The sequence below is a fragment of the Paenibacillus psychroresistens genome (genome assembly GCF_009728935.1).
GTDB classification, from domain to species: domain Bacteria; phylum Bacillota; class Bacilli; order Paenibacillales; family NBRC-103111; genus Paenibacillus_AC; species Paenibacillus_AC psychroresistens.
The window spans coordinates 2,336,107-2,361,848 of the sequence record NZ_CP034235.1; the positions used below are offsets into that span (position 1 = coordinate 2,336,107).

Annotated in this window: 24 protein-coding genes; 15 read left to right on the plus strand and 9 right to left on the minus strand. The window is 41.4% G+C overall.

Annotated features, from left to right (window positions below):
• Positions 1-9: 9 nt before the first annotated feature.
• The 9 genes from EHS13_RS10380 to glnA all read left to right on the plus strand — a co-directional run bounded on the left by EHS13_RS10380 (position 10) and on the right by glnA (position 9,927).
• Positions 10-708, plus strand: a complete 699-nt coding sequence (locus EHS13_RS10380) for a response regulator (RefSeq protein WP_155700271.1) — start codon at positions 10-12, stop codon at positions 706-708.
• Between the two features lie 293 nt (positions 709-1,001).
• On the plus strand, positions 1,002-1,415 hold the full coding sequence (locus EHS13_RS10385) for a YugN family protein (protein ID WP_155700272.1): 414 nt from the start codon (positions 1,002-1,004) through the stop codon (positions 1,413-1,415).
• A 112-nt stretch (positions 1,416-1,527) separates the two neighbouring features.
• Positions 1,528-3,102, plus strand: a complete 1,575-nt coding sequence (locus tag EHS13_RS10390; protein ID WP_155700273.1) for a S1C family serine protease — start codon at positions 1,528-1,530, stop codon at positions 3,100-3,102.
• A 107-nt stretch (positions 3,103-3,209) separates the two neighbouring features.
• The gene (locus tag EHS13_RS10395) at positions 3,210-3,899 is read left to right on the plus strand and encodes a response regulator transcription factor (protein WP_155700274.1); all 690 of its coding nucleotides are present in this window, start codon (positions 3,210-3,212) and stop codon (positions 3,897-3,899) included.
• A 1-nt stretch (position 3,900) separates the two neighbouring features.
• Positions 3,901-5,427, plus strand: coding sequence for a sensor histidine kinase (locus tag EHS13_RS10400; protein ID WP_155700275.1), 1,527 nt, complete (start codon positions 3,901-3,903; stop codon positions 5,425-5,427).
• 120 nt (positions 5,428-5,547) lie between these two features.
• Positions 5,548-6,492, plus strand: a complete 945-nt coding sequence (locus tag EHS13_RS10405; RefSeq protein ID WP_155700276.1) for a 4-hydroxy-3-methylbut-2-enyl diphosphate reductase — start codon at positions 5,548-5,550, stop codon at positions 6,490-6,492.
• A 14-nt stretch (positions 6,493-6,506) separates the two neighbouring features.
• Complete coding sequence (locus EHS13_RS10410; protein ID WP_155700277.1) at positions 6,507-7,037, plus strand: DUF2062 domain-containing protein; 531 nt, start codon at positions 6,507-6,509, stop codon at positions 7,035-7,037.
• A gap of 152 nt (positions 7,038-7,189) precedes the next feature.
• Positions 7,190-8,248: a 3-deoxy-7-phosphoheptulonate synthase gene (gene aroF, locus EHS13_RS10415; RefSeq protein ID WP_155700278.1), complete on the plus strand. Its 1,059-nt coding sequence runs from the start codon at positions 7,190-7,192 to the stop codon at positions 8,246-8,248.
• Positions 8,249-8,502: 254 nt separating this feature from the next.
• Positions 8,503-9,927 carry a type I glutamate--ammonia ligase gene (gene glnA / locus EHS13_RS10420; RefSeq protein WP_155700279.1) on the plus strand — a complete coding sequence of 475 codons (1,425 nt, stop codon included), beginning with the start codon at positions 8,503-8,505 and terminating at the stop codon, positions 9,925-9,927.
• A gap of 351 nt (positions 9,928-10,278) precedes the next feature.
• On the opposite strand, the gene EHS13_RS10425 is transcribed toward glnA, so the two are convergent.
• A complete protein-coding gene (locus EHS13_RS10425; protein WP_155700280.1) occupies positions 10,279-12,174 on the minus strand; it encodes a PrkA family serine protein kinase in 1,896 nt (631 codons plus the stop codon).
• Between the two features lie 91 nt (positions 12,175-12,265).
• Complete coding sequence (locus EHS13_RS10430; RefSeq protein ID WP_155700281.1) at positions 12,266-13,597, minus strand: sn-glycerol-1-phosphate dehydrogenase; 1,332 nt, start codon at positions 13,595-13,597, stop codon at positions 12,266-12,268.
• Positions 13,598-13,695: 98 nt separating this feature from the next.
• Here EHS13_RS10430 and EHS13_RS10435 point away from each other — a divergent pair, with 98 nt between their 5' ends.
• Positions 13,696-14,403 (plus strand): DUF2161 domain-containing phosphodiesterase, encoded by a 708-nt coding sequence (locus tag EHS13_RS10435; protein WP_155700282.1) that lies wholly within the window; start codon positions 13,696-13,698, stop codon positions 14,401-14,403.
• On the opposite strand, the gene EHS13_RS10440 is transcribed toward EHS13_RS10435, so the two are convergent.
• Positions 14,370-15,281 (minus strand): NAD(P)/FAD-dependent oxidoreductase, encoded by a 912-nt coding sequence (locus tag EHS13_RS10440; protein WP_155700283.1) that lies wholly within the window; start codon positions 15,279-15,281, stop codon positions 14,370-14,372. The genes EHS13_RS10435 and EHS13_RS10440 overlap by 34 nt on opposite strands.
• A 57-nt stretch (positions 15,282-15,338) precedes the next feature.
• Positions 15,339-16,568: an MFS transporter gene (locus EHS13_RS10445; RefSeq protein ID WP_155700284.1), complete on the minus strand. Its 1,230-nt coding sequence runs from the start codon at positions 16,566-16,568 to the stop codon at positions 15,339-15,341.
• Between the two features lie 158 nt (positions 16,569-16,726).
• On the opposite strand from EHS13_RS10445, the gene EHS13_RS10450 reads away from it, so the two are divergent.
• Together EHS13_RS10450 and EHS13_RS10455 are read left to right on the plus strand one after the other, a co-directional pair.
• Positions 16,727-17,158 (plus strand): hypothetical protein, encoded by a 432-nt coding sequence (locus tag EHS13_RS10450; protein ID WP_155700285.1) that lies wholly within the window; start codon positions 16,727-16,729, stop codon positions 17,156-17,158.
• Complete coding sequence (locus tag EHS13_RS10455; protein ID WP_155700286.1) at positions 17,155-18,225, plus strand: phosphodiester glycosidase family protein; 1,071 nt, start codon at positions 17,155-17,157, stop codon at positions 18,223-18,225. The genes EHS13_RS10450 and EHS13_RS10455 overlap by 4 nt, the downstream gene beginning before the upstream one ends.
• Positions 18,226-18,504: 279 nt before the next feature.
• On the opposite strand, the gene EHS13_RS10460 is transcribed toward EHS13_RS10455, so the two are convergent.
• Both EHS13_RS10460 and trmL read right to left on the minus strand, forming a co-directional pair.
• On the minus strand, positions 18,505-18,750 hold the full coding sequence (locus tag EHS13_RS10460) for an AbrB/MazE/SpoVT family DNA-binding domain-containing protein (protein ID WP_155700287.1): 246 nt from the start codon (positions 18,748-18,750) through the stop codon (positions 18,505-18,507).
• A gap of 106 nt (positions 18,751-18,856) precedes the next feature.
• Positions 18,857-19,321 carry a tRNA (uridine(34)/cytosine(34)/5-carboxymethylaminomethyluridine(34)-2'-O)-methyltransferase TrmL gene (trmL, locus tag EHS13_RS10465; protein ID WP_155700288.1) on the minus strand — a complete coding sequence of 155 codons (465 nt, stop codon included), beginning with the start codon at positions 19,319-19,321 and terminating at the stop codon, positions 18,857-18,859.
• Positions 19,322-19,435: 114 nt separating this feature from the next.
• On the opposite strand from trmL, the gene EHS13_RS10470 reads away from it, so the two are divergent.
• Entirely contained in the window at positions 19,436-20,152 is a 717-nt protein-coding gene (locus tag EHS13_RS10470; RefSeq protein WP_155700289.1) for a response regulator transcription factor, read from the plus strand.
• A 78-nt stretch (positions 20,153-20,230) separates the two neighbouring features.
• Here the strand turns inward: EHS13_RS10470 and serC are convergent, their stop codons facing one another.
• Positions 20,231-21,319 carry a 3-phosphoserine/phosphohydroxythreonine transaminase gene (gene serC, locus EHS13_RS10475; protein WP_155700290.1) on the minus strand — a complete coding sequence of 363 codons (1,089 nt, stop codon included), beginning with the start codon at positions 21,317-21,319 and terminating at the stop codon, positions 20,231-20,233.
• 192 nt (positions 21,320-21,511) lie between these two features.
• Here serC and EHS13_RS10480 point away from each other — a divergent pair, with 192 nt between their 5' ends.
• A complete protein-coding gene (locus EHS13_RS10480; RefSeq protein ID WP_155700291.1) occupies positions 21,512-22,396 on the plus strand; it encodes a M15 family metallopeptidase in 885 nt (294 codons plus the stop codon).
• A gap of 265 nt (positions 22,397-22,661) precedes the next feature.
• Here EHS13_RS10480 and EHS13_RS10485 read toward each other — a convergent pair whose 3' ends face one another.
• Positions 22,662-23,705, minus strand: coding sequence for an SIS domain-containing protein (locus EHS13_RS10485; protein WP_155700292.1), 1,044 nt, complete (start codon positions 23,703-23,705; stop codon positions 22,662-22,664).
• A gap of 109 nt (positions 23,706-23,814) precedes the next feature.
• A complete protein-coding gene (locus EHS13_RS10490; RefSeq protein WP_155700293.1) occupies positions 23,815-24,669 on the minus strand; it encodes a helix-turn-helix transcriptional regulator in 855 nt (284 codons plus the stop codon).
• A gap of 158 nt (positions 24,670-24,827) precedes the next feature.
• Between EHS13_RS10490 and EHS13_RS10495 the strand changes: the two genes are divergently transcribed.
• Positions 24,828-25,742: a phytanoyl-CoA dioxygenase family protein gene (locus tag EHS13_RS10495; RefSeq protein WP_155700294.1), complete on the plus strand. Its 915-nt coding sequence runs from the start codon at positions 24,828-24,830 to the stop codon at positions 25,740-25,742.

Here is a 25,742-nt window from a genome sequence, read left to right on the forward strand (position 1 = left end):
AATAGATCAATGGCGACAGGTACTTCAATTAAAGTAATGATCGTAGATGACCATGATATGGTTCGACTGGGGTTAAAAACATTCTTAATGCTGGAGCCTAAGTTTAAAGTAATTGGCGAAGCAACCAACGGATTAGAAGCATTCGAAACCCTGCAAAGACGGTCAATTGCTGAGTTAAACAAAACGGATGAGACAATGTTGGATGATGAGGAAATGCCAGATGTCATTCTTATGGATCTAATGATGCCGATTATGGATGGTGTTGAGGCAACAGCCAAAATCATTACGCAATTTCCTAAACTGAAAATTATTGTTTTGACGAGCTTTCTTGAAGAAGATAAAGTTGTAAAAGCCATAGAAGCCGGTGCAGTAAGCTATGTGCTAAAAACGATTTCCTCGGATCAGCTAATCCATGTCATTCAAGGTGCCTATTATGGAATGCCAGTGATGAATGCGGAAGTTTCACAAGCGCTAACACGTGGTTTAAGGCAGCGTTCTTTACAAGGGGAAGATGAAGGCTTTACGCTGCGCGAGAAAGAGGTCCTTTTGCTGATTGCAGATGGGAAAGCAAATAAAGAAATCGCGGAAGAGCTGCATATCAGTATTAAAACAGTGAAAACCCATGTCAGCAATCTGCTAATGAAATGTGATCTCGAGGACCGCACACAATTAGCGATCTTCGCTCACCGTAAAGGCTGGATTGAGTAGATATAAGGACGTAGATTCATCAGAAGCTTATTAGGCTGTTGAGAAACCAAAAGTGGAGGATTTGTATATCTAGTGGAGAGTTTACGTGCCGCCTTTGAATATTGCATCTCTTCCTACTTTAGTAATAAGAGTTCAATTTCGAGTTGGCCACAAACAACTGATATACAAATTCGTAACCTCTAAGGTTTCTCAACAGCCTGTTTTCGTATTGATGACATCTAAACGATCCTTATATGGGTATAAAATAACAGCTTCACGCCTATCCTAAGATCAAAAAGACATGGGGTGACGTGGTGATAGCGATAATATCCGAGTTGGAAAATAAGGTTGAAGAATTTGTAGCTCTCCATGATTTCTTTGGAGGGTTTGATTTTACGTTAGGCGGTAATTGGGACTATGAGCATGGTTATTTTGATCGCTTCTTAGATGATGCACATATGGTCTGGCTGCGGATCCCTTTTGAGGTAACCTCGGGAACAATGGACGGAGACTCCGCTTCATCCAATGCTATTGTGAAGGTGGGCTCTCCTTTTGTGCTTAAGCATATCTACAATGAAGGCTTAGATCCGGAAGCCGTACCTAATGTATATGGCTCATTAATTAACCAATTTCAAGAGCCGGTCGACAAGGATGCAGATATTGAAGCTCATTGGGTCGAACAAGCCAAACATATTTTACAAGAGGTCGAGATGAGCTTTTTACAATAAAATTTATTTAGCTCCAATTAAACTATTCTTAAGGTTCATTTAAGGTTGCGAGTGCAATATGTACTTAAGACAAACAATCTTATACCTATTTATTTGGAGGAGGAACATTCAGATGGAAGATAACAAAAAAGATTACGATGAATATCTCAAAAATGATGAGCCAAAGGAATCGGAAGTAAAACAGGAGAAACCTTCTTATTACTATTCTTATGGTCCTTATAAATCTTCTGAAACAGAAGAACGGAGCGTAGACGCTCAAGGAACAAATCATGCAACAGGTGATCGGACAGAAGTAGAAGTAACATCGCCTAGCCCATTACGGACTATGGATACTTACGAGAATGTTGAACATTCCTCAACAAGATCAGCAGCCGCGGTTCCTAAAGAACCTCGCAGACGTGTTAGTGGAAAAAGCTTTTTTGCAGGCTTTTTGGCTTCAGCCGTAGTGCTTGCAAGTTTAATGGTTTATTCCGATAAAATGAATCTTTTTACAGGTGATCAAGTAACAGTCAATGTAGGGAATGCCGCTCCTGCCAATGCGAGTGTTGGTAGCCCAGACGTCAAAACAGCAGCGGTTAGCTCAGCTTCGGATATTGTTAGGCCCAATAACATTGCACAAATTGTGGAAAGCTCAAGTCCAGCCGTTGTTAAGATTGAAACACTGGTAAAGCCCAAAACAAGGCAAGGTCAAAGTGGAGGTTCGTTGTTCGATGACCCGATCTTCCGTCAGTTTTTTGGAGATGATGGTTCTGAACAACAACAAGAGCCGCAGCAAGATCCTTCAGACAGTCAAGGGTTACAGCCTCTAGGTATGGGTTCAGGATTTATTTTTGAAAAATCAGGTTATATTCTAACCAATGAGCATGTAATAGATGGTTCCGATGAAATTCAAGTTACCGTACAAGGCTACGAAAAGCCGTTTATAGCTAAGCTGCTTGGTAACAGCTACGATCTGGATTTGGCTGTACTGAAAATTGTTGGCACTAAAGATTTCCCAATCTTGCCTTTAGGAAATGTAGAGAATACAAGTGTAGGCGATTGGGTTGTAGCGATCGGTAATCCTTATGGATTTGAACATACTGTAACCGTTGGTGTACTTAGTGCTAAAGAACGTCCAATTGAAATACCGGATCAACAAGGAACGCGTAACTATAAACACTTATTGCAAACAGATGCTTCGATTAATCCAGGTAACTCTGGTGGACCGTTGTTAAATTTAAATGGTGAAGTAATTGGAATTAATACGGCAGTTAGCTCACAAGCGCAAGGGATTGGCTTTGCTATTCCAACCAGTACTATTCAAGGTGTATTGGATAGCTTGATCAAGAACGTGACGATTCCTAAAGAACCGGCACCTTATATTGGGGTAACAGTTCTGGATGTGCCTCCATCCAATGTAAAAGATCTGCAGCTAACAGATACAAGTGGTGCTCTAGTTAGAGATGTCCCAATGGGTGGACCTGCATTTAAAGCTGGAATTAAAACCTATGATGTCATTCTTGGTGTCAATGGAGCAGAAATTAAGAAGAGTGGAGAATTAATCACGAAAATTCAGGCATTAAAGGTTGCTGATAAAGTAACGTTGAATATTTCCCGTGATGGTAAAAAAATGGATGTTAGTGTAACAATCGGCGATAAAAATAAAGATGCCGCAATAATTCAGCAGCAACAGCAGCAACAACAATAATTGAACAATTCAGTAAAGAAGCAGACATACGAGAGATCGTGATGCTCTGCTTCTTTTTTGTGGAGCGAGTGTTTTCTGATACAATAGAGATAAGGATGGTGAATCGAATGCGTGAAAAGATAATGGTAATTGATGATGATGAAAAAATAACCTCGATGCTGCGCCGTAGCTTATCTTTTGAAGGGTATACGGTAGCTACAGCGGCCAATGGACAAGAAGGGCTGAAGGGTATTCTCGAGAATGAGCCGCAGCTGGTCATTCTGGATGTAATGATGCCTTATGTAGATGGCTGGGAGGTATGCCGACGCATTCGTGCTTCAGGTACGGACATTCCAATTCTCATGCTAACGGCTAAAGATGAAGTTAGTGATCGAGTTAAAGGCCTTGATCTTGGCGCAGACGATTATTTGGTTAAACCATTTGCCTTGGAAGAGCTGCTCGCGAGAGTGCGTGTGCTTTTGCGACGCAAAGCCGAACGTCCTGAACAAAAAACCAATCAAATTGCTTATGAGGACATCATTATGGATTTTGACACTCGTGAGGTTTTCCGCAGCGGCAAGCTAATTGAATTAACGACTAAAGAATTTGAGCTGTTTCATTTGTTTCTGCAGAATCCACGGCGAGTGCTTTCTCGCGATTTAATGATGGAGAAGATTTGGGGCTATGATTTCAGCGGTGAATCGAATGTATTGGAAGTTTACATAGCATTAATTCGTCAAAAGACAGAAGAGTTTGGAGGGAAACGCTTGATTCAAACTGTCCGGGGAGCAGGTTATGTGCTGAGAGGAGAATCGTAACATGACAATTAGATTACGGCTAACTATCTGGTACTCATCCATTTTGGCGCTGACACTTGTTGTATCGGGAGTAGTCGTTTATGTTTTTTTATCCCATTATTTAATCAGTAATCAAAAGGATCATATGGAGCTGTTATCCCGTGATGTTACTTCCAAAATGACAGTGACTCTTTGGGAATCCCAAGGTGTGCAACAGCCAATTGTTAATCTGCAGCCATTGGACCAATTTCAATATTCAGGATTCTTCATTCAGATTGTGGATAAAGACTTGACGGTCCAATATCCTATCAAAAGGCGGGCTTCATTTCCCGTTCCTGACAAAAGCAACATTGCTGAAGACGCTAAAGAACAAAAGTCTTTCTATGAGACGGTGCATTTTGGTTCAAACACACTGCTTATTTATAATGTACCCTTCTATGTGCCTATATCTGGAGAAAAACAATTTTTTGGATATGTGCAGATTGCAGTTAAAATGAATGATATTAATAAAGCGTTAAGTAACTTATTGTATGTTCTGGGATTATTAGCAGTTGTGATTATTTTTGCTGCGGCTTCCTTAGGCTGGTTCTTGGCACGTAAAGCCTTAAAGCCGATTGAGTATGTCATTGCCGCAACAACACAAATAGAAAAAGGCGCAGATTTAGCTAAACGTATTGAATATGACGGCCCACAGGATGAGATAGGTCAATTAACGAATACGATTAATAGTATGTTAGCGAGAATTCAAGTTACTTACTCCGAGCTAGAAGAAACGAATATAGCTCAACGGCGTTTTGTTTCCGATGCATCACATGAATTGCGTACCCCTCTAACAACTATTAGAGGAAATGTTGATCTTTTGCAGAAAATGTGGAAGCAAATTGAATCTCAATCGAGTGTAATAGTGGATGGAGCCAATAATCAGTTTGTTGTAGATCCATTTAGCAATCGGGAGAAGCTTTCTGTTTCTATTGAGGCTATGATGGATATTGCCTCTGAAGCAGCTAGAATGAGCCGGTTGGTCAATGACTTATTATCTTTGGCTAGAGCGGATTCGGGCTATACGCTTCAAAAGACGCCAATCGTATTGTTGCCGTTGGTTGAAGAGGTCGTTCGCAAAGCACAGCTGCTTCCGAAAAATGCGGAATGGCGGACAGGCGATTTAAGTGCATTGTATCAAATACAGGTTTGTGGGGATACTGATTATTTACAGCAATTATTATTTATTTTTATTGAAAATGCTTTTAAATATACGCCTAGCGGGTATGTAGTGTTAGAAGCTGTTTGTTCGCCAGATCAGATTGGATTGCGAATTAAAGATACAGGCTTAGGCATGGATAAAGATGAAGTTCCTCGGATTTTTGATCGGTTTTATCGGGTAGATCCATCCCGTGGTCAAACTGCAGGCACAGGCTTAGGGCTTTCTATAGCCCAATGGATTATAGATGAGCATCAAGGCTCTATTGAAGTAATGACACGTAAAGGCGAGGGCAGCACTTTTATTATTTGGTTGCCTATATTCAAAGCAACATTATTACAAGCTTATTAATTGGTTTGATTCCTTCAAAGCAGTGGTCCTAGACAGCAACCCGTCTTAGGTCCATTGCTTCCTTCTGCAACAAACCCTATAATAAAAGAGTAACTATTTGAATATAAATGGGGATTATATATGGAAGTTGTCAAAATATCACCAAGAGGATATTGTTATGGCGTCGTAGATGCAATGGCATTAGCTATGCAGGCTGCGCGAAATTTGAACCTGCCAAGACCAGTCTATATCCTAGGCATGATTGTGCATAACGCACATGTCACCGATTATTTTGAAAAAGAAGGCATTATTACCTTAGACGGAGAGAATCGTCTTGAAATATTGGAACAAATAACCGAGGGTACCGTGATTTTTACAGCCCATGGGGTTTCTCCTGAAGTACGCCGAAGAGCAAAAAATAAGGGATTAACTGTTGTCGATGCTACTTGCCCTGATGTAACTCGCACACATGATCTTATTCGTGAAAAAGCAGATGAAGGTTATACCATTATTTATATTGGTAAAAAGGCGCATCCTGAGCCTGAAGGTGCTGTAGGAATCGCACCAGATCATGTCCATTTAATAGAGAAGCTAGAAGAAGTCGAGCAATTGAAGATTGAGACTGAGCGTATTATTATTACTAACCAAACGACAATGAGTCAATGGGATATCAATGATATCATTAATCGGTTGATTGAACGTTTTCCCACAGCAGAGATTCATAATGAAATTTGTCTGGCAACGCAAGTCCGTCAAGAAGCAGTTGCAGAACAAGCTAAAGAAACAGAACTTGTTATTGTGGTCGGTGATCCACGGAGTAACAATTCCAATCGTTTAGCCCAAGTATCGGAAGAAATCGCTGGAGTTAAAGCATATCGAATCGCAGATATTAGCGAGCTTGAATTAGCTTGGTTGAAAGGCTTGCATAAAGTAGGAGTCACATCTGGAGCTTCAACACCAACACCAATTACTAGGGAAGTAATTACTTTTTTAGAGCAATATGATGAGCATATACCGGCTACTTGGGAAATTAAACGAACGGTAAATATGAATAAGCTAATTCCACTTGCAAAGGAACGGGTCTAGGAGGAGAAAAGCATTTGAAATTCGTAAAAAAATCTCGTGTGCAAGGCATAACACGTTGGTTTAGACTTAAATATAATCATCTCCTTCGTGCCAAAGGGGGGCCATCCATTGTTGCCAAAGGCTTTTCAATAGGTCTTTTCATTGAAATGTTTACTTTTCCTACCTTTGGTCTTGCGGCAGTACTTATTTTACCTTTGGTCTATTTCACAAGGGCTAGCCTTTCGGGTGCTTTAGTTGGTTTCTTATTCGGAAAAATTATTTATTTGCCCTTCTTCTTTTTGATTAAAAAAATGGGGCATTGGCTGCTTCCTAGTCATTTTGCACATCACATTCATTTTCACCCGGCTTGGCTTTCCAATATCGTTAAGGATGGTGTTTATTTAATACTCGGCGGAATCATTATGGGTGCTATACTTGGCCTTATTGCTTATTTTCCCGTACGCTGGATTCTAGAGGTTTATGCAGCGAGACGTAAGGAAAAGCGCAAGCGCCGTAAAGCTGTATTGGCTTCTTTACCTAAGACAGATGCAGATACATTGAAATAAATAAATAGATAGCTTAGATAATTACCTAATAAGTTCTTGACGATATGCAAGAGATCTTGTATATTGTTTTTATTGGAAAAACGCTTTAGCGATTAAAAGCTTAAAAGCGTATAAGCGTTGAAGTGCGACAGTAAACTAAAGGAGTGTTGAAGATGATTGTTATAACATCAAACAAGATAACGGAAGAACGGATTCAAGAAATAATTCATACAATCGAAAAGCAAGGTGTGCAGGCGCATGTTTCCAAAGGTGAGGATCGTACAGTAATTGGAATTATCGGAAAAGCAGAACCGCAGTTGGCGGAGCATTTAAGACAAATGTCCGGAGTGGAGCAGGTCATCAAAATTTCAAAATCCTACAAGCTGGCAAGCCGAGATTTTCACCCAGCAAACACAATTATTAAAATTGGTGATGTTGAGATTGGTGGAGACCAATTAGTCATAATGGGTGGACCTTGCGCAGTAGAAACACCTGCACAGATCAATGAAATTGCTAGATTAGTTAAGCTTGCAGGTGGTCAAATATTACGCGGAGGTGCTTTTAAACCAAGAACTGGACCTTATAGCTTTCAAGGAGTAGGTGTTGAGGGACTTGAAATGATGGCCGAAGCAGGTAAAAAACATGGACTGTTGACGATTACCGAAGTTATGACTCCTGAATATGTAGACATATGCGCTGAGCATGCGGATATTCTCCAGATAGGAACACGTAATATGCAGAATTTCGATTTGTTGCGCAAGCTAGGCACCATTCAAACTCCAATCTTACTGAAACGAGGCTTTAGCTCCACTTATGATGAATTGCTGAATGCTGCCGAATATATTCTAGCAGGTGGCAATCCGAATGTAATGTTGTGTGAACGTGGTATTCGTACCTTCGAAACCTATACAAGAAACACACTTGATTTGACTGCCATTCCCGTTCTTCAACAACTGAGTCATCTGCCCGTTATATCTGATCCAAGTCATGGCACCGGACGTCGTGAGCTTGTAGAAACGATGTGTAAGGCATCTGTCGCTGCTGGGGCAAATGGCTTAATTGTAGAAATGCATACCGATCCTGATAATTCAATGACTGGCGATGGAGTCCAGTCCTTATTCCCCGATCAATTTGCTAATCTATTGGTCGATCTTGAAAAGCTTGCTCCACACTTTGGGAAGAAATTCGATACTAAAAAAGAGCCGATTCCTGCAGGCTCTTGGATCAAATAATTTAAGCTATTAAGTAGAAAGCTTCCTCCATAAACCCGATAAGAATTAATTGGGTTTAGCGAGGAAGTCTTTTTGTCTGAAATGTGAACGGAAATTGTCAAGTGTGTGAGCATACTTCACACGCTGCTAAAAAATAGCTTACATAAGTATTGACGCTTTCTAGACTCGCGATTTATAATATGACAAAGATTAAATAAAACTTGAACAATCGTCGCCGAAATACGATTATTGTTCGGAAATAGGAGGAATTTTACATGTCAGTTGAAAATGTATTGAGTCTTATTAAAGAAAAAAACATTGAATGGGTAGATTTCCGTTTTACAGATATTGGAGGAATTTCCCATCATATTTCAGTACCTGCAGTTGAAGTAGATGCAGATACTTTTGTAAATGGTGTAGCATTTGACGGATCTTCCATCCATGGCTTTAAAGGGATTGAAGAATCAGACATGGTTATGATTCCAGACACAGAAACGATTTATGAAGATGCTTTTACAGCTCATCCAACTTTGATTGTATATTGTAATATTTATACTCCAGGTGGAGATCGTTATGATCGCGATCCTCGCAGTATTGCTGAGAGAGCAGAAGAATATCTACAAACTACAGGTATTGGTACAGCAGCATACTTTGCACCTGAATCCGAATTTTTCATTTTTGACAATGTTCAATTTGAGAATAGCATGAACAAATCTTCTTTTGAAGTTGATTCTGAAGAAGCAGTTTGGAACACGGGCCGTAAAGAAGAAGGCGGAAATCTTGGCTTTAAAATTGGGGTTAAAGGTGGTTACTTCCCAGTAGCGCCAGTTGATACTCAACAAGATATTCGTAGTGAAATGTGTCGTTTGATGATGGAAGCCGGTCTTCGTATCGAGCGTCATCATCATGAGGTTGCTACAGCTGGACAAGGCGAAATCAACTTCCGTTTTGATACTTTGACTAAAACAGCAGATAACTTAATGAAATACAAATACATCATCCAAAACGTTGCTAGACAATACGGTAAAGTAGCTACATTCATGCCTAAGCCGCTTTTTGGCGACAACGGTAGCGGAATGCACGTTCATCAAAGTATTTTCAACGGCGATTCACCGCTTTTCTACGAAAAAGGTGCATATGCTAACCTAAGTGAAATGGCAATCCATTATGTGGGTGGTATCCTTCACCATGCTCCAGCTCTAATCGCTATCACTAATCCAAGCACCAACTCATTCAAACGTTTGGTTCCTGGTTATGAAGCACCGGTTAACCTTGTATTTGCTAAAGGAAACCGTTCTGCAGCTGTTCGTATTCCAATTGCTGCTGTAACACCTAAAGGCTGTCGTATCGAATTCCGTACTCCGGATTCAACAGCTAATCCATATCTTGCATTCGCAGCTATGCTTATGGCGGGTCTTGATGGTATCAAGAACAAAATCGATCCACGCGCATTGGGCTACGGTCCTTTTGACAAGAACATTTATGAATTGTCCGATGAAGAAAAAGCAGGTATTCGCAGTGTTCCTGGAACACTAGACGAAGCTTTAGATGCATTGGAAGCAGATCATGAATTCTTGCTGCAAGGCGAAGTATTCTCACAAGATTTCATTGATAACTATATCAACTTGAAGCGTGCTGATGCGAAAGCAGTAGCAATCCGCATTCATCCATACGAGTATGAATTGTACTTTAACCTGTAATCTTAATTAAATCATACAAAATCAGCCTCTTAAGCAGATTTATCTGCCTAAGAGGCTGTTTTATGTTTAAATGGACGGGGAATTATGCTCTTCAGTGAATGTGAAATCTTCGAATGCGAGTTGAGGTGTATATCTGCACCTTATTTCTCAGAATTTGGCTTTTTTAATGAGAAAAGGTGCATTTCTGCACCTTTTTCCTCGAATCTTGGTTTGTTTGATGAAATGAGGAGCACTTCTGCACCTTGATCATCTCTAAAGCGCCAAAGTAACTGGGAAGTTAGTCTGTAGTGCTGAAATTCATCTCTAGAGCGCCAAAGTATTCACGAAGGTTTGACAATAATGCAACGAAATCTACCGATTCAACAAGCTTCCCACATACTTAAGGAGCTCGTTGGCGCAAACGGGGCAGTAGCCGTTGTCGTCAATTAATCTTTTGCCGACTTCGTTAATTCGTTTGAGCTGCATTTCATCTGGAGTCTTCGTAGATGCGGTGATTTTTACGACGTCCTTCAAATCGCTGAAGAGCTTCTTTTCAATAGCTTCACGCAAGCGCTCGTGAGTGCTGAAATCAAATTTCTTGCCTTTGCGGGCGTAGGATGACATGCGGATCAATATTTCCTCACGGAAAGCTTTCTTGGCATTCTCGGAAATTCCGATTTGCTCTTCAATTGAACGCATGAGTCGTTCGTCAGGATCAACTGTCTCGCCTGTGAGCGGATCCTTCATTTTAGTCCAGTTGCAGTAGGACTCAATATTATCTAAGTAATTTTCAAACAACGTTCGTGCCGACTCCTCATAGGAGTAAACAAACGCTTTTTGGATTTCTTTTTTGGCTAGTTCATCATATTCTTTACGGGCAACGGAAATGAAGTTGAGATAGCGCTCACGGTCTTCCTTGGAAATGGAAGCATGATTCTCTAAGCCGTCTTTAATCGCTCGCAGCACATCCAAAGCATTGATACACTGGACATCATGTTTGATCAAGGCGCTAGAAATTCGATTGATCACATAACGTGGATCGATTCCGGACATGCCTTCCTCGACAAATTCGTTTTGCATCTCCTTCAAATCTGCGTCCTTATAGCCTTCAATGGATTCCCCATCATACATGCGCATTTTTTTAACTAAATCGACACCTTGCTTTTTGGTTTCTTTTAAACGGGTCAGGATGGTGAAAATGGCTGCGGCACGTAAAGCGTGAGGGGCAATATGAATATGATTCATATCGCTTTGCTGAATTAATTTACGATATATTTTCTCCTCTTCGGAGACTTTTAAATTATAAGGGACGGGGAGCACAATCATTCGTGATTGTAAGGCCTCATTTTTCTTATTGGAAATAAAAGATTTGTATTCCGATTCGTTGGTATGGGCAACGATGAGTTCATCCGCACTTATAAGGGCGAACCTACCCGCTTTAAAGTTACCTTCCTGAGTCAAAGAGAGCAGATTCCACAAAAATTTCTCATCACATTTGAGCATTTCCTGAAATTCCATAATCCCGCGATTGGCTTTATTCAGTTCACCGTCAAAGCGGTAAGCCCGCGGATCAGATTCGGAGCCGAATTCAGTGATCGTCGAAAAATCGATGCTGCCGGTTAAATCTGCAATGTCCTGCGATTTGGGATCGGAGGGGCTGAATGTGCCGATCCCAACTCGACTCTCCTCAGACAGCAGCACACGCTCAATAAGCACATCCTCAATTGTGAAATTAAACTCTGTCTTTAAGCGCATTTGGCAGGAGGGACAGAGTGTTCCTTCAATTTTGACACCTAGCTCTTTTTCAATTTCAGGGCGCAGTTCTAATGGGATAAGGTGCAGGGGTTCCTCATGCATCGGACAGCCTTTAATGGCAAAAACGGCTCCTTTGTCTGTACGGGAAAATTGCTCGAGTCCGCGCTTAAGTAAAGTGACAATAGTTGATTTACCGCCGCTTACTGGGCCCATTAAAAGCAAAATACGCTTTCTGACCTCTAAACGACGAGCTGCAGAATGAAAGTATTCCTCGACTAGCTTTTCCACCGTTTTATCCAGTCCAAAAATATCCTGTGAAAAAAAATTATATTTGATCTGCCCCGATTCTTCTACGTTGCCTTGCGAAGCAATCATTTCATACACGCGAGAATGTGCTGTCATGGCTAGCTCGGGGGTTTGACGGATCTTCTCAATATATTGCGCAAAAGTTCCCGTCCAGGCTAGTCGATCCTTTTCCGCCCGATGCTCCGTAATTTTCTTAAAAATATTCATGATACCCTCCTCCTCGACTACTCCTGCCTAATTAATACTTATGCAGGAGAGGGGGATAAGTTTACCAAATTGCTGAAAAAGTCACACGAGTTCAATTCGCGGAGGACAAGCCTAACCAGCGATTCAAACGCATAATTGTAAATCGATTGCGGACAAACATAGCGTTGTTCAAGGATTCCTCAACTAAATCGGGCTCAACACCAAGCTGATCAGGAGTAATCGGACCTCCAGCTTGCGCTAGCCATTGTGAGAATTGTGATGGTGAAGGAACCTGGCCGATGATGTGAAGAATGGCTGGCCATTGATTCAAGATAGTTTGTTTAAAGCTAAGAGGCTCAATTGCAGCATTCGCACCCTGCGGGTAATTTTCGGTTATGACTTGCTCAGCAATAGCTCCGTATGCGGCTGTAATAGCTTCACGATCACTAGTTTCATCGGGGGATAGAGCCTTGGCTAGTAAATCTCTAACCTGATCTTCCTCGATGGAACTGAGGGCTGTGAATAAGTTAGCCATCAATATGCTAGCAACGCCTACTTTGGCTCCATGCAGTAAAGCTTTGCGCTCTTCTTGTATAAAGCGCATTTCCCAATAATGTGAGAGATGATGCTCACCTCCTGAAGCAGGACGTGAGTTTCCAACCATCAACATGGAGATTCCCGACAGGATAAGGCCTTGCATTAAGCTTTTAATGCCAGCTTCTGTGCGGTTACGAATCCCGTCGATGTGATCGATGCATAGCTGTAATCCAACGCTGGTCATATCAGAAGCAAGCTCACAGATAGACTCATCAAGCAAAGCATGTCCTAATTTCCAATCCGCCAATGAGGTGTATTTGCCAAGCATATCGCCGAATCCAGCTGCAACCATGTCTTGTGGAGCCAGGCATAAAACATCTAGATCTGCAAAAACAGCATCAGGAGCACAAGCTGGGATCGTTTGTTTAAAGCCTTGCAGCAGTAAAGGGGCACCAACCGACGCGAATCCATCCACTGAAGGTGCTGTAGGTACGGAAATGAAAACTCGATTCGCCGAGTAGCAAGTAAACCGTGCAATATCATGAATGGTGCCAGAGCCAATAGCTAATATGGCTTGTGTTGCCGGTGATAGCTTTAACATGACTTGCACAATGGCACGTTCATCCGCTGCTAATTCTCCATGTTCATTCTTGGTAATCAGACAAACTTCGGCTTGAATACCAGCTGATTTAAGCTGATTTAAGACAGCTTGTCCTGCTGCAGCAAAAGTAATCTCATCTGCCACCAGCAAAACAGATTGCAAAGCCGCTTGCTGCAAGTATTCAGGGATTGCTTTAATTGCTCCACGTTCAATAAGTACTTTTTTTAATGTAATAAGATGTTTTTTTCCACAAGCACAAGTAAATTCGCGATCCAACCAATCGTCTATATTCGCTAAGTTAGCCATGTTCTAGTTTCTCCTCTTTAAATCGTGATATAATTTACCTTAGCATAGGATTCCAATTTGAGAAAGCGATTTTTAAATCCTGCAGAGGGAGGCTGGCTGTGCCGATTCAAAGTGAAACAGAGTTATACGAACCGATCAAACAATTTATGGAGAAGATGGGATATACCGTACGGAGCGAAGTGAAGCATTGCGACGTTGTCGCGATTCGCGGGGATGAGCCTATGGTCATCATTGAATTGAAAAAAACATTTAACCTGCCCTTGATCATTCAGGGCATGGATCGCTTGCAAAATACAGATTACGTTTATTTGGCTACAGAGCAGAAATTAAAAGGGCCTGCCCCCTATAATTTACATTGGAATGATATTCAACGCTTATGCAAGATGCTGGGTCTTGGGCTAATTACGGTAAAATTCTATAAAACTAAAAAACCTTTTGTGGAAGTATTATGTGAGCCTGTAGCGTATGTACCTAGAAAAAGTGCTAAGCGTGCTTCAGCTATTATGAATGAGTTTAGAGAGCGCAGCGGGGACTACAACGTCGGAGGGAGCAGTAAACGTAAGCTAGTGACCGTATATCGCGAGAAGTCTTTGCAATGTGCCACGTATATGAAGCTGCACGGTCCATTAACGACTAAACAATTAAGAGAGTTAACCGGGAATTCTAAAGTGACAGGTTTGCTGCAAAAAAACTATTATCTTTGGTTCCAACGGGTAAAGCGTGGTTCATACGGACTTACAGCTCAAGGCGAGGCAGATTTACTTGCTTTTGCTCATGTTGCATTCAAACCCTCTAATGCCTTATGAATCCAAATAGCGGACAACGCCCCTTCCCCCATGGCAACACTGACTTGCTCTGCATGAACACCAGCATCACCAGCTGCCCAAACGTTGGGTACTGAAGTCATTTTGCTGCGGGGGTGGGTTAGAATATGTTTGTTCTCCATTCGTTCTATGCCCAATTGTTCTGCAAGCTGAGTACGGACGTCATTCCCGCCAAAAGCGATAAACCCGCGTTCTGCTTCAATAAAATCCCCGTTTTGCAGGTGAACCCCCTGAAAACGACCTTCAGCAATAACCTCTAGACCTGCAATGATCTCAGCGTGATAAGTGATTCCTTTGGCGATTAGTTTAGTTAATAGCTGATCATTAATCGATTGGTTCTCATGATTGATATAAATTAATTGCTGGGTATAGTTGCTAAGGGTTAAAGCCATTTCCGCACCAACTGCGCCTGAACCCATTACAATCGTTCGCCGATTCCGAATCTCATAACCATCGCAATCCGGGCAGACATAAATAGTTAATCCTAAACAAGGCAGAAGCTCTGGAAAAGGTGGAAAACGGTCCATTACCCCAGTTGCCAGCAACAGGGTTCGGCTTTCATATTGAATAGGGGATAGCTTCAAGGTTATTTCGAATCCATGCTCACTTTTTTGAACTAGAGTAACCGTATCTGTTATAAATTGAATACCATAGCTTTCGGCATGTGATTTACCTAGCTTGCGTAAATCCTCGCCGGAAACTCCATTCGGCCAACCCAATAAGTTATGATAGCTTCGACACAGTGTTGAGCGGCCATTCCCAGAATCGATGACGATCACGTTGTGGCCATAACGACCCAGCTGAATAGCTCCCTGCAGCCCGGCAATGCCGCCCCCGACAATAATGCAATCATATATCATAACAGTCCCCCAGCTTCCACTATGCTCTCCAGCTTAGTGTTACCAACCTAGGGGGAGCTATTCTATTTTACGGATTAACAACGGCAAGCTAAATTGGGCAACTGAAAAAATAACCAGCATCCAAGGCAGCGCACTTCCTTGCAGGTTGCTGGCAAATAGCAGAAGGATACCAACTGAAATCACACGGCCCATATTAACAAAGATTTCTCTTACAACAACGGATTCTACTCGGAATTGCCCTTTTGGCTGCAATTTTCCAATCATTCCAAAATAAGTTGAGGTAAGAGAGTTGCCTTGTAAAGGGCTGAATAAAGAATACACGACCAAAAAACCGATTACCGTCCAGATGTTAATACTCCAGAGCAAGAGAATGGCACCAAATGTAAAACCCATAGCAGAGTATAAGAAATAGCGCACGCGCCGTGATTCTTGAGCATTACGTGAAATATAATAGCCGCTAGCCATCATTACGCCAGAGAACAATACACCGAAATAACCAACCCATTCTTCCTTGGCCAGCACCTGAAATAACATAATGTTTGGGAGGAACAGCATACTCCCTTGGAGGACTCCGAAACCCATGAAACTAAATAATGATCTTAACCAGCCTGGGTTTTTACGCATGAGCAGCCAGGTATATTTAAGATAATAAGCTTTACGTTGAGAGGGTAGAGCTTTAATCTTCAAACTAATTAAACCAGCGGCAAAAAACATGAAAAATGACATAGTGAAAATAATGATATAACCGCTAAGTCCATCGCCCCGACTGATAATAAAGCCAGCCAATGCCGGTCCTATCAAGCCAGCCCCTGTAAACATAATCATATTGATGGCAAGGAAACGAATACGATTGAGACTCGTCGAAACATCATACATTAAAGTTAAATAACCGGTCCAATAGAAAGAGCCAGCCATCCCGCTAAATAAAGCAAACAGGATATAATAGTCAACAATCCGCTCTTGAACAAAGATAACGGCTAAATAGAAAAGGACAAAAAGCAATAATCCGATGCGATAGGTGAACATACGATCTTTTTTCTTCGCCAACCAACCACCTAAGGCAAAACCTAGCGGGGCAATCAACCAAGTCAGGATATTGTAGGTTCCATTAATCCATAAGCTGTGGGTTAAACGCCATAAATATAGATTCAGGAATACGCCGGACATGGATGCGCCAAATTGAAAGAAACTATGGATAATTAAAGATACTTGGGCATCGCGAGAAAGCTTTTTTTCTGCTGGAATCGCCGAGAACCACTGTCCAAACCAACTCAAAATCAGTCTCATCTTACTTCCTTCTTCCGCTTGCTAGATGTGCAATCTCCCATTAGTACCTCGTCTATTATACTCCTGACTCCTTCTAGTGGAAAGACAAATCTGCTAGTTTATGGTATAGTAGACGAATTGAAAATTTAAATAGAGTACCCCAAGAGGTGAACACAACTATGAGCTATCCACTAGAATCCGTTTCAAGGGAAAATAATTCACGAAACGCACCGGCTTCGAAACATCGTAAAAAAACATATAAGCTCCTCATTTTTGCATGGATCATGTTGGTTGGAATGGGTTTAACAGGAGCTTATTATTACACGAATTACTTAAAGGCTCAGCTGGTAGATGATCTAGCGCGGCAGAATCAGACTCAGCTTCATGCGATTCAAAGTGATTATCAAATGCAGCTGGAGGATTTAAAAACGAATGTGAACGAAGATATTGTTGGATTACAAGATAAGGTGGAGCAATTGAACCAGCTGTTGGCTTTTACTAAAGATAATGCTAGCACCAAGGTCGATAATAGCAACCAACTTTACACGCAATTGGCCGAAGTAAAGAAAAAGCTAATCGAGCTGCAGAAGAATTTGGATGTGCTTAAATGACCGGCATTCAACGGTTGACTCGATTTATGCTGTTAGCTTGCGCTCCTTTCTTAGGCATTATTCTCTTTCTTTTTGCTTTTCAGCCTGAAATGAAAGCAGCTGATTTCACAACGTCGCAGAAAGTTGATTTTACGATGGAGCTGCAAACAGATGAGGTTGGAAAAAAACTAATTCAAGCCAGTCGTGACGGTGTTCTGATCAAATCAACAATTGAGAAGATGTACAAGCAATATAGCCAAACCAATACAACGGTGTCTTCACTCTTGAAGCTTGTGAAAGATCAAGCAGGTCGACCGCCGCTGATTTTTGAAAAGCGCGTATCCAGAGTACTGGGTAAACCTATCCGACAGGCAAGCAGCGATAATATTGATGTTAAGCTATATACATACTGGGATGCGGAATTCAAAGGCTATGCCCTCAAGGTTGATTTGAAGAATAGCAAAGCTATGAACATGGTGCTTGGCAAAGATAAGCTTGGAGGCAGTGAAACGACATTAGCTGCTGTAAAACGTTATGGTGCTATTGCTGGAATTAACGCTGGGGGCTTTGCCGATGGACATGGTAAACGTTATCCGACGGGGAATACTATTTCTAATAGTAAATTTATCTTTGGTTTTTTTGAGCCGAATCCTAAAATCGCTGGATCGTTTGTTGGTTTGAATAAAGCTGGTAAGCTGATCGGCGGTAGATTCCAGGATGAGGCCCAGTTAACGAAATTGAAACCAACATTTGGTGCATCCTTTGAGCCAGTCTTAATGCAGAATGGGAAGAAGCTGGATATCCCAAGCAAGTGGCTTAACTCTCCAAAACGAGCTTCACGTACGGTAATTGGTAATTTTGGCAACGACCAGCTGATTATACTTGTGACTAATGGTGCGAATGAAAGCGGCAGCTCAGGGGCAACATTACCAGAGATGCAGAACCGCTTACAGCAGCTTGGGATCCATGATGCATATAACTTAGATGGCGGTGGCTCGACTACACTTGTTTTTAACGGGCAAGTAATCAATAACCCATCGGATGGACGAATGCGCTCATTACCGACACACTTTTTATTTTTTAAATAATGTTCACAATTTAGCGTTTTCTATTTGGCTTTAGTTGGTTATAATAGAGTTATACGTAGGAGGTGCAGTTATGTCAGTGACCTTTTGGATTTCTATCATTGTACTCGTAACATTTATCGTCGCAATTCTGACTTCTTCATATAATGAGGACAAAACAAGCGGTCTATAAGCTAACTAAGCTTGGATTCCTCTTAAGACCTGATCTCAGCCGAATAGGGCTGGGTTAGGTCTTTTTTTGTGTGAAAAAAAGAACCTGCATTTCTGCAGATTCTTCCTCTATTAATGAAATCCAACTAATTCATGAGCACACATTCCACATATATATTTTTCTTTGAATTGGGTAACTTGTTCCACTGACGAGCAAAAAACGCATTTCGGCCGATACCTCTCGAGAATGATATGATCGCCTTGAACAAGGATTTCAACGGGTACTCCTTCGTTCATTTGATATCTTTTACGAAGCGATTTTGGAAGCACGATTCGGCCAAGTTGGTCGAGCTTTCGTACAATTCCTGCCGATTTCATTAATTTCACCTCATTTGTAAATGGATTATATTAAGATTTCGCTATTTCTTGTGAAATCCCTGCAAATATCCGTTTAACGGGCAACAAGTTTTACAATCACCGTATATTAGCTTAAACCTTCAAACCCCGTTTGCCTCAGTGCTTCATATAAAAGAATGGCTGCAGAATTTGACAAGTTCAACGATCTGACCGCATCCGACATAGGAAGCTTTAAGCAGGTTTCTGGATTAGCTTGGATTAATTCTTTTGGTAAACCAGCTGTTTCTTTGCCGAATACAAAAAAATCATTGTCCTGAAATGTAAACTCACTGTAATTATGCTTGGCTTTTGTAGTCGCATAGAAGAAGCGAGCCTGGGGAAACAGTGCTTTTACCTCCTCAAAAGAGTCATGGTAGCTCAGTTTAACCGAATCCCAATAATCCAAACCAGCTCTTTTTAAGACTTTATCATCTGTTGAGAATCCAAGTGGACGAACTAAATGTAGAAAAGCGCCAGTAGCTGCGCAGGTTCGAGAAATGTTTCCCGTGTTCGCGGGTATTTCCGGTTCAACTAATACGATATGAAAGGCCATACGATTTTCACTCCCTCTTAATAATTAACATAGACTTTACTTATTCTTTATATGTGGATGATATTGACCTGCGATAATTAGATTAATTAAAACTATCATCAAAGGAGAATCCAAATGCTGAATAAGAAAATATTAGTTGTAGATGACGAGCCCTCAATTTCCACATTACTAGAATTCAATTTAAAGCTAGCTGGGTTTGATGTGCAATGTGTATATGATGGTGAAGCGGTGTTCGATTCGATCCAATCCTTTCGACCAGATTTGATTGTCTTGGATCTTATGTTGCCCAAAATGGATGGAATTCAAGTTTGTCGAAAGCTAAGAGCCAATCATAATTTTGTACCTATTGTTATGCTTACAGCGATGCAGGATTTAACGGATAAAATTGCGGGATTAGACAATGGTGCAGACGATTATATGACTAAGCCTTTTAGTCCTCAAGAATTAATCTCGCGGATTCAAGCTATTTTACGTAGAAGCCAAGCTCTACCAACAGATAGTGATGAAGTAGCTGTAGAGATTGGGAAAATCCGAGTACATCCGACACAACGTGAGGTTTTTATCGGTGAAACACCAATTGAGCTGACTCCGAAGGAATTTGAATTGCTGCTGTTTCTTTGCAAGCATCGCGGCAAGGTTTTAAGCCGTCAGCAGCTTCTACATGGTGTTTGGGATTATCATTTTCTGGGAGACACACGAATTGTTGACGTTCATATCAGTCATTTGCGCGATAAAATTGAAGTTAATGCACGCACGCCAGATTATATCATGACGATTCGCAATATTGGCTATAAGCTGACCGAGCCCGTTCTCAAAGAAAACTTAGCATAAGCTATCTCATTAAAAAGCACTTGTCAGGATAACCTCCTGCAAGTGCTTTTATCACATCAGAAAGCATGAAATTTTATTTTAGCTGAGCTTGCTTTGGAATTGCTGCATGAATTCAGCTAACGCTTTGCAGCTTTCGTAAGGAACTGCGTTATAGGTCGAAGCGCGTAAATGCCCAATGCTGCGATGTCCAGCTAAGCCAACGAAGCTACTAGCTGCGGCTTCTTTAAGGAATTGTTTCTCAAGCTCTTCCGATTGCAGCTTAAAGGTGATGTTCATTAATGAACGATCTGCTTTTTCAACCATACCTTCATAGAAACCATTGCTGTTATCTATTGTGTTATAGATTAGAGCGGTTTTTTCGCGATTCTTCGCTTCAATTCCGGCTAAGCCGCCATTTGCTTTGATCCACTTCAATACAAGATTAACCATGTACACAGAGTAGACAGGTGGTGTATTGTAGAGGGAATTATTCTTTAAATGTGTGCTGTAACGCAGCATGGTTGGAAGGTTCTTCGGCTCATTCTTCAGCAAATCTTCACGGACAATTACAACCGTTACTCCGGATGGTCCTAGATTTTTCTGAGCGCCTGCATAAATCATCGCAAATTTACTAGCATCAATTTGACGTGAGAGAATATCACTCGACATATCGGCAATTAACGGTATTTCACCTGTATTAGGGAAATCGTTAAATTGGGTACCCGAGATAGTTTCATTTGAAGTAATATGTACATAAGCGGAATTGGATGGAGCTTTAATATCTGCGATTGCAGGCATATTCAGTAAGCCGCCTTCACGGGAGCTAGCTGAAATGGATACTTCGCCAACTAACTGAGCTTCTTGATAAGCTTTCTCCGCCCATGCACCAGTCATGATATAGCTGCCTGTCTTGCCAGCAGTCAAGAGGTTCATCGGGATCATTGTAAATTGAGTGCTGGCACCGCCGGTTATGAATAAAACCTTATAGCCTGCAGGAAGACCAAGCAATTCACTCATAAGTTGTTGCGTTTCATCATTGATTTGCTCATATTCTTTACTGCGGTGAGATACTTCCATTATGGACATCCCGATGCCGTTATAATCCACGAATTGCTCTTGAGCTTGCTTCAATACTTCTAATGGCAATGCAGCAGGTCCTGCATTGAAATTATAAGATCTTTTTGTCATTTGATAACCACGCCTTCTATTTATATAGGATATGGTTTATGATAACAAGTTTCGTCTTCGTCTTCAAGTACTCGACATTTTACTTGATGACAAATATCGCAACCTTTTGTTTGATTTTATAGTCTAAAGGGTAGAAGTGTATCTAATCATTACTGTAAAAGATATTTCGCAAAAAAGGAGATTTATTAGAAAATGAAGAAAATAGTCTTAGCAACATTGCTTATAGCTTTAACCTCAGCCAGCTTAGTTGGATGTAATAAAGCTGAGACACCAGCTGCCACTGATCCGAGTTTAAGTCCTTCACCAGCTGTAACTGCCTCTATTGCACCAACAGAAACCATTGCACCCACAGATGAGGCTATCTCGACAGAAACGCCAGCGCCAACTGGGACACCTCTAGTTACACCTAAACCAGGTAAGGGCTCGGCGGCGGGATCAAATACAGACATTGATGCCATTGTCGCAGAGGCGGTTAACGCACTTCCTGTAATTGCTGAGCCTGCTAGTATTACGGTGCTTGTTAACAAAAATTTTGCATTGCCAAAAAGCTACGAGCCTGGGGATTTGGTTTATCCAGATGTGCCTTTTATTTTCAAGGAAAAAATCGATAAGCGTAAAATGCGCTCTGTTGCCGCTGAAGCATTGGAAAAGATGTTTGCTGGTGCTGAAAAAGATGATATTCAGCTGGCAGGAGCTTCGGCCTATCGGTCTTATGCGACTCAGAAGCTATTGTTTAATCGCTATGTTAAGCAAGATGGGTTTGAAGAGGCACGTACTTATAGTGCTTTGCCTGGAACTAGCGAGCATGAAACAGGCCTTGCCATCGATGTATCTGGGATTACTGGTAAGTGTGCGGCAGAGGATTGTTTTGCTGGCACGAAGGAAGCGAAATGGCTAAGCGAGCATGCGGCCGAATACGGATTTATAATACGTTATCCTAAGGGCAAGGATGCCATTACCGGCTATAAGTACGAACCATGGCATTTGCGGTATGTGGGAATCGATATTGCCGTGGAAATAACCGATAACGGCAGTACATTGGAAAATTATCTGAATGCTGTGCCAGTATCGAAATAAGTAAAACCCTTTCCTGAATGTGTGGGAAAGGGCTTTTTAATGCTGGACTGTTGCTTTTCAAATCTGTGAAACTGTAATAATACATTTTCAATTGCTAAAACGGCTGATTTTGTGTGATCTACCTGCAAATATCCATGTATGTTTAGTGGAAATGCCCCATATTTGCTCGATTTGAGCTTTTTGGAGAAAGTAAACTGGATTATTGTAGGTAGATAGCTGATTAAGGCTTAATTTGTTTAAACTAACTGGATTTTTGCATGTTGGCTTACAACTTAACCCAAGCGGTAAGGCCATCTGGTTCGTCAGGGTTAATTCCATGACGTTCTGCGTAGCTTAAAGCGACAATTTGCGGGATAAAGATATATGGAATGCCTTGTGCAGCAATATCCAGCTGTGTTTCCGAGATGATTGCAAGATCGACTGCAGCAGTTGGAACGACATCCGTGTGATCACCAAAAGCAATGATTTTGGCACCGCGACTTTTGATCTCGTCCATCAGCTTATGCTGGTAATCAGAGCCATCCTTAGTCAATAGGGCAATAACAAGTGTATTAGGTCCAACGGTAACCATGGGGCCATGTCGTACATCCAAGAGATGATGGGACTGTGCTTGAACTTTAGCGATTTCAGTTAGTGCGATCGCACCTTCGGATGCAAGGCCCTGCAGCTCGCCATCTGCAAGAAGAACTGCATTAGTCCAATCAAAGTTGGCTGTCTCACGGATTGCGTTTTCTACACGCAGCATATAAGCATCGCCTTGCTTGATAGCCGTTTCAATATCCGTAATTAAGCGCTCATCATTTCCAATAAAAGCACTTATCATTAAGTTAGCTACATATAGGTTTGTAATATTGCGTGTTTGGCAGACGCTATGGTCATAAGCCCATGGCAATTCAAGCGCAAGATCAGCTAGCTGGGATAAGGCAGAATTAGCGACGCTTGCAATAGACAGCACGGGAATATGTTTATCTGCTTGGGCAACTTGAATAGCTTGAATGATCTCGCTTGTGCTGCCAGAACGTGATGGCACGATCAATAACGTATTCTCAAGCATGCCTTGATAACGCTTAGCATTCAACATCAAGTCGCCACCAGCAAGTGCAAGTGATGGCAGGCTTGCCCGTAATTGAGCAGAAAAAGCAGCGGACTTGCTAAGGCAATAACCAGAGCCACAGCCTAAGAAAGTGATTGAAGCAACTGATTGCGCTTGGAAAAAGCGGATTATTTCCTCGCGTTTCGAATTCATGTAGTCATAGGTTTGTTGAAGTGCAGCATATTGCTGTTTAATTTCACTATAGGTAATGCTCATAAGATAGGTCCTCCTTGGAATGGGGTAATCGCAAATAATAATCGAAAATTATCGTATAATGATATTTTAAATCATAATTATGATTTTTTCAATCATTTTTTAATGGCGATTAATTCATAACTAAGGATAAAGAGAATTCACTGAGGCTCATACCCGTATTATGCTTAAACATTCTGCCGAAGGTATGTACATCAGAGAAGCCAATCAATTGAGCAATTTCGCCAATAGATAGGTTGGTTTGGATCGCTAGCTCTTTAGCTCGTTCAACACGTACAAGGGTCAAATACTCAAAAGGCGTCATGGCGTATTGTTTTTTAAACTTAATAATAATGTAGTTGCGACTCAAACCAGAAACGTTTTCTAAGTCCTTGTGTCGGATTTCTTTGTGATAATTTTCAACGATATAGTTTCGAATGAGAATAAGCTTTGCGTTGGTTTTCTCTTGTGCTTTGGTCTTTGGGAAATTCAGTTCCTGGGATTTGGACAATTCGTGGATAATTTGCATAAGTAGGTTTTGACAAAAGATAGAATTGCTTAAGCTTGGTTGATGAAAATGGGCAATTAATTGCGACAGCTTATTCTCGATGGCATGACCAGAGAAATTTCCGAGATAAGGAGAGTCTCCAAGCAGCTGTTGAATGGGAAAAGGCGAGCTCCCAAAGTGAAATAGCATGGATAGACATACATAGGGTTCATTCTCTACCATGTTAACGGAGTGCCTTACATCAGGACAATGGTAGATTAAATCACCGCGTTTTGTTAAGTAAAGCTGATCATCAATCCAGTATTCTGCCGCACCTTCAACAACATATTGGAATTGATAATGCACGAGCGAGCGTGGTTTAATCTCCCAACCCTTTGGCGCATTAAAAATATGGGCTAAAGTAATATAAGGTGGAAAATAGTATTCACCCATAATTTCCAGGGTCTCTGAAGGAAGCAACTCTACCGCAATATCATTCATTAATAACACCCCTATTTTTTAAAAAAATCGTTGATTTTACTTTAACATAAAAAGTGATTTCGGCAACCAAATTGTTGCTTTTTACTAAATACAGCGTTTATTAATTTCTTTATACTTCAAGGTGTAGCCAAAAAAACTCAACCAAGGAGTAGATCGAAATGACCACACAAAAAGTAGCTTTACCGCATGTAGATGCGCTTAAACAAAGTAGTATTACGGAGGAGCAAGCTCAGTTTTTTCGCGATAATGGCTTTTTAGTGATCCAAAACGTAATAGTAGGAGTTGAACTGCAGGAAGTCCAAGCGGAAATGACCAAGCTGTATGATAAAGGTGTAGCAGGAGTGGAAAACGATCCTGATTTTATGTATGGCAAAGGCAGTAAAACCGGCAACCCTGTCTTGAGAAGAATCGAATATGTTGTGGATAAAAGTGATACGATGAAGGCGCTTTTGGCACATCCATTTATTCTGAATTCAGTTGAGAAGCTGCAGGGAAATAATCTGATTGCGACGTGGGATTCTATGGTGTTAAAAGCTCCTAATGAAGGGGTTGTGGTTCCGTGGCATCGTGATGCAGCTGTACCAGATGGTTGTACAGATACTCGTCCGATATTCAATGTAGATTTCTATCTGGATAAAGCTGATAGCCAAACTTGCTTATGGGTCATTCCAGGGAGCAACAAGTGGAGCAAGGAGCAAGCATTAGAGCGCTGCAGGAGGCCGGGGTTCGAAACAGAGGACGCAATTCCAGTACCGATGAATCCAGGGGATGTTATTCTGCATGATATTGAAGTGCTGCATGGCTCGCCAGCAGGTGATGGCAACCCATTGCGACGTACCGTTTATTATGAATTTCGTCCAGGTGAAATTGAAGTGGAATTTGGTCCACATACAATTGAGTATTTAACGTTGAAGCAGCAGGTGCTCTTTGATTGTATCAAACGACGTTCAGAAACGAGTTATGGCGCAGCTGAAACGGCTTATGAATATAAACCAAGTGGAGCGTTGGCGCTCGCAGAAATCAAAGCGCCGACGCAATTCCGATATTCGCATGACAAATATTTTAGAGACTAA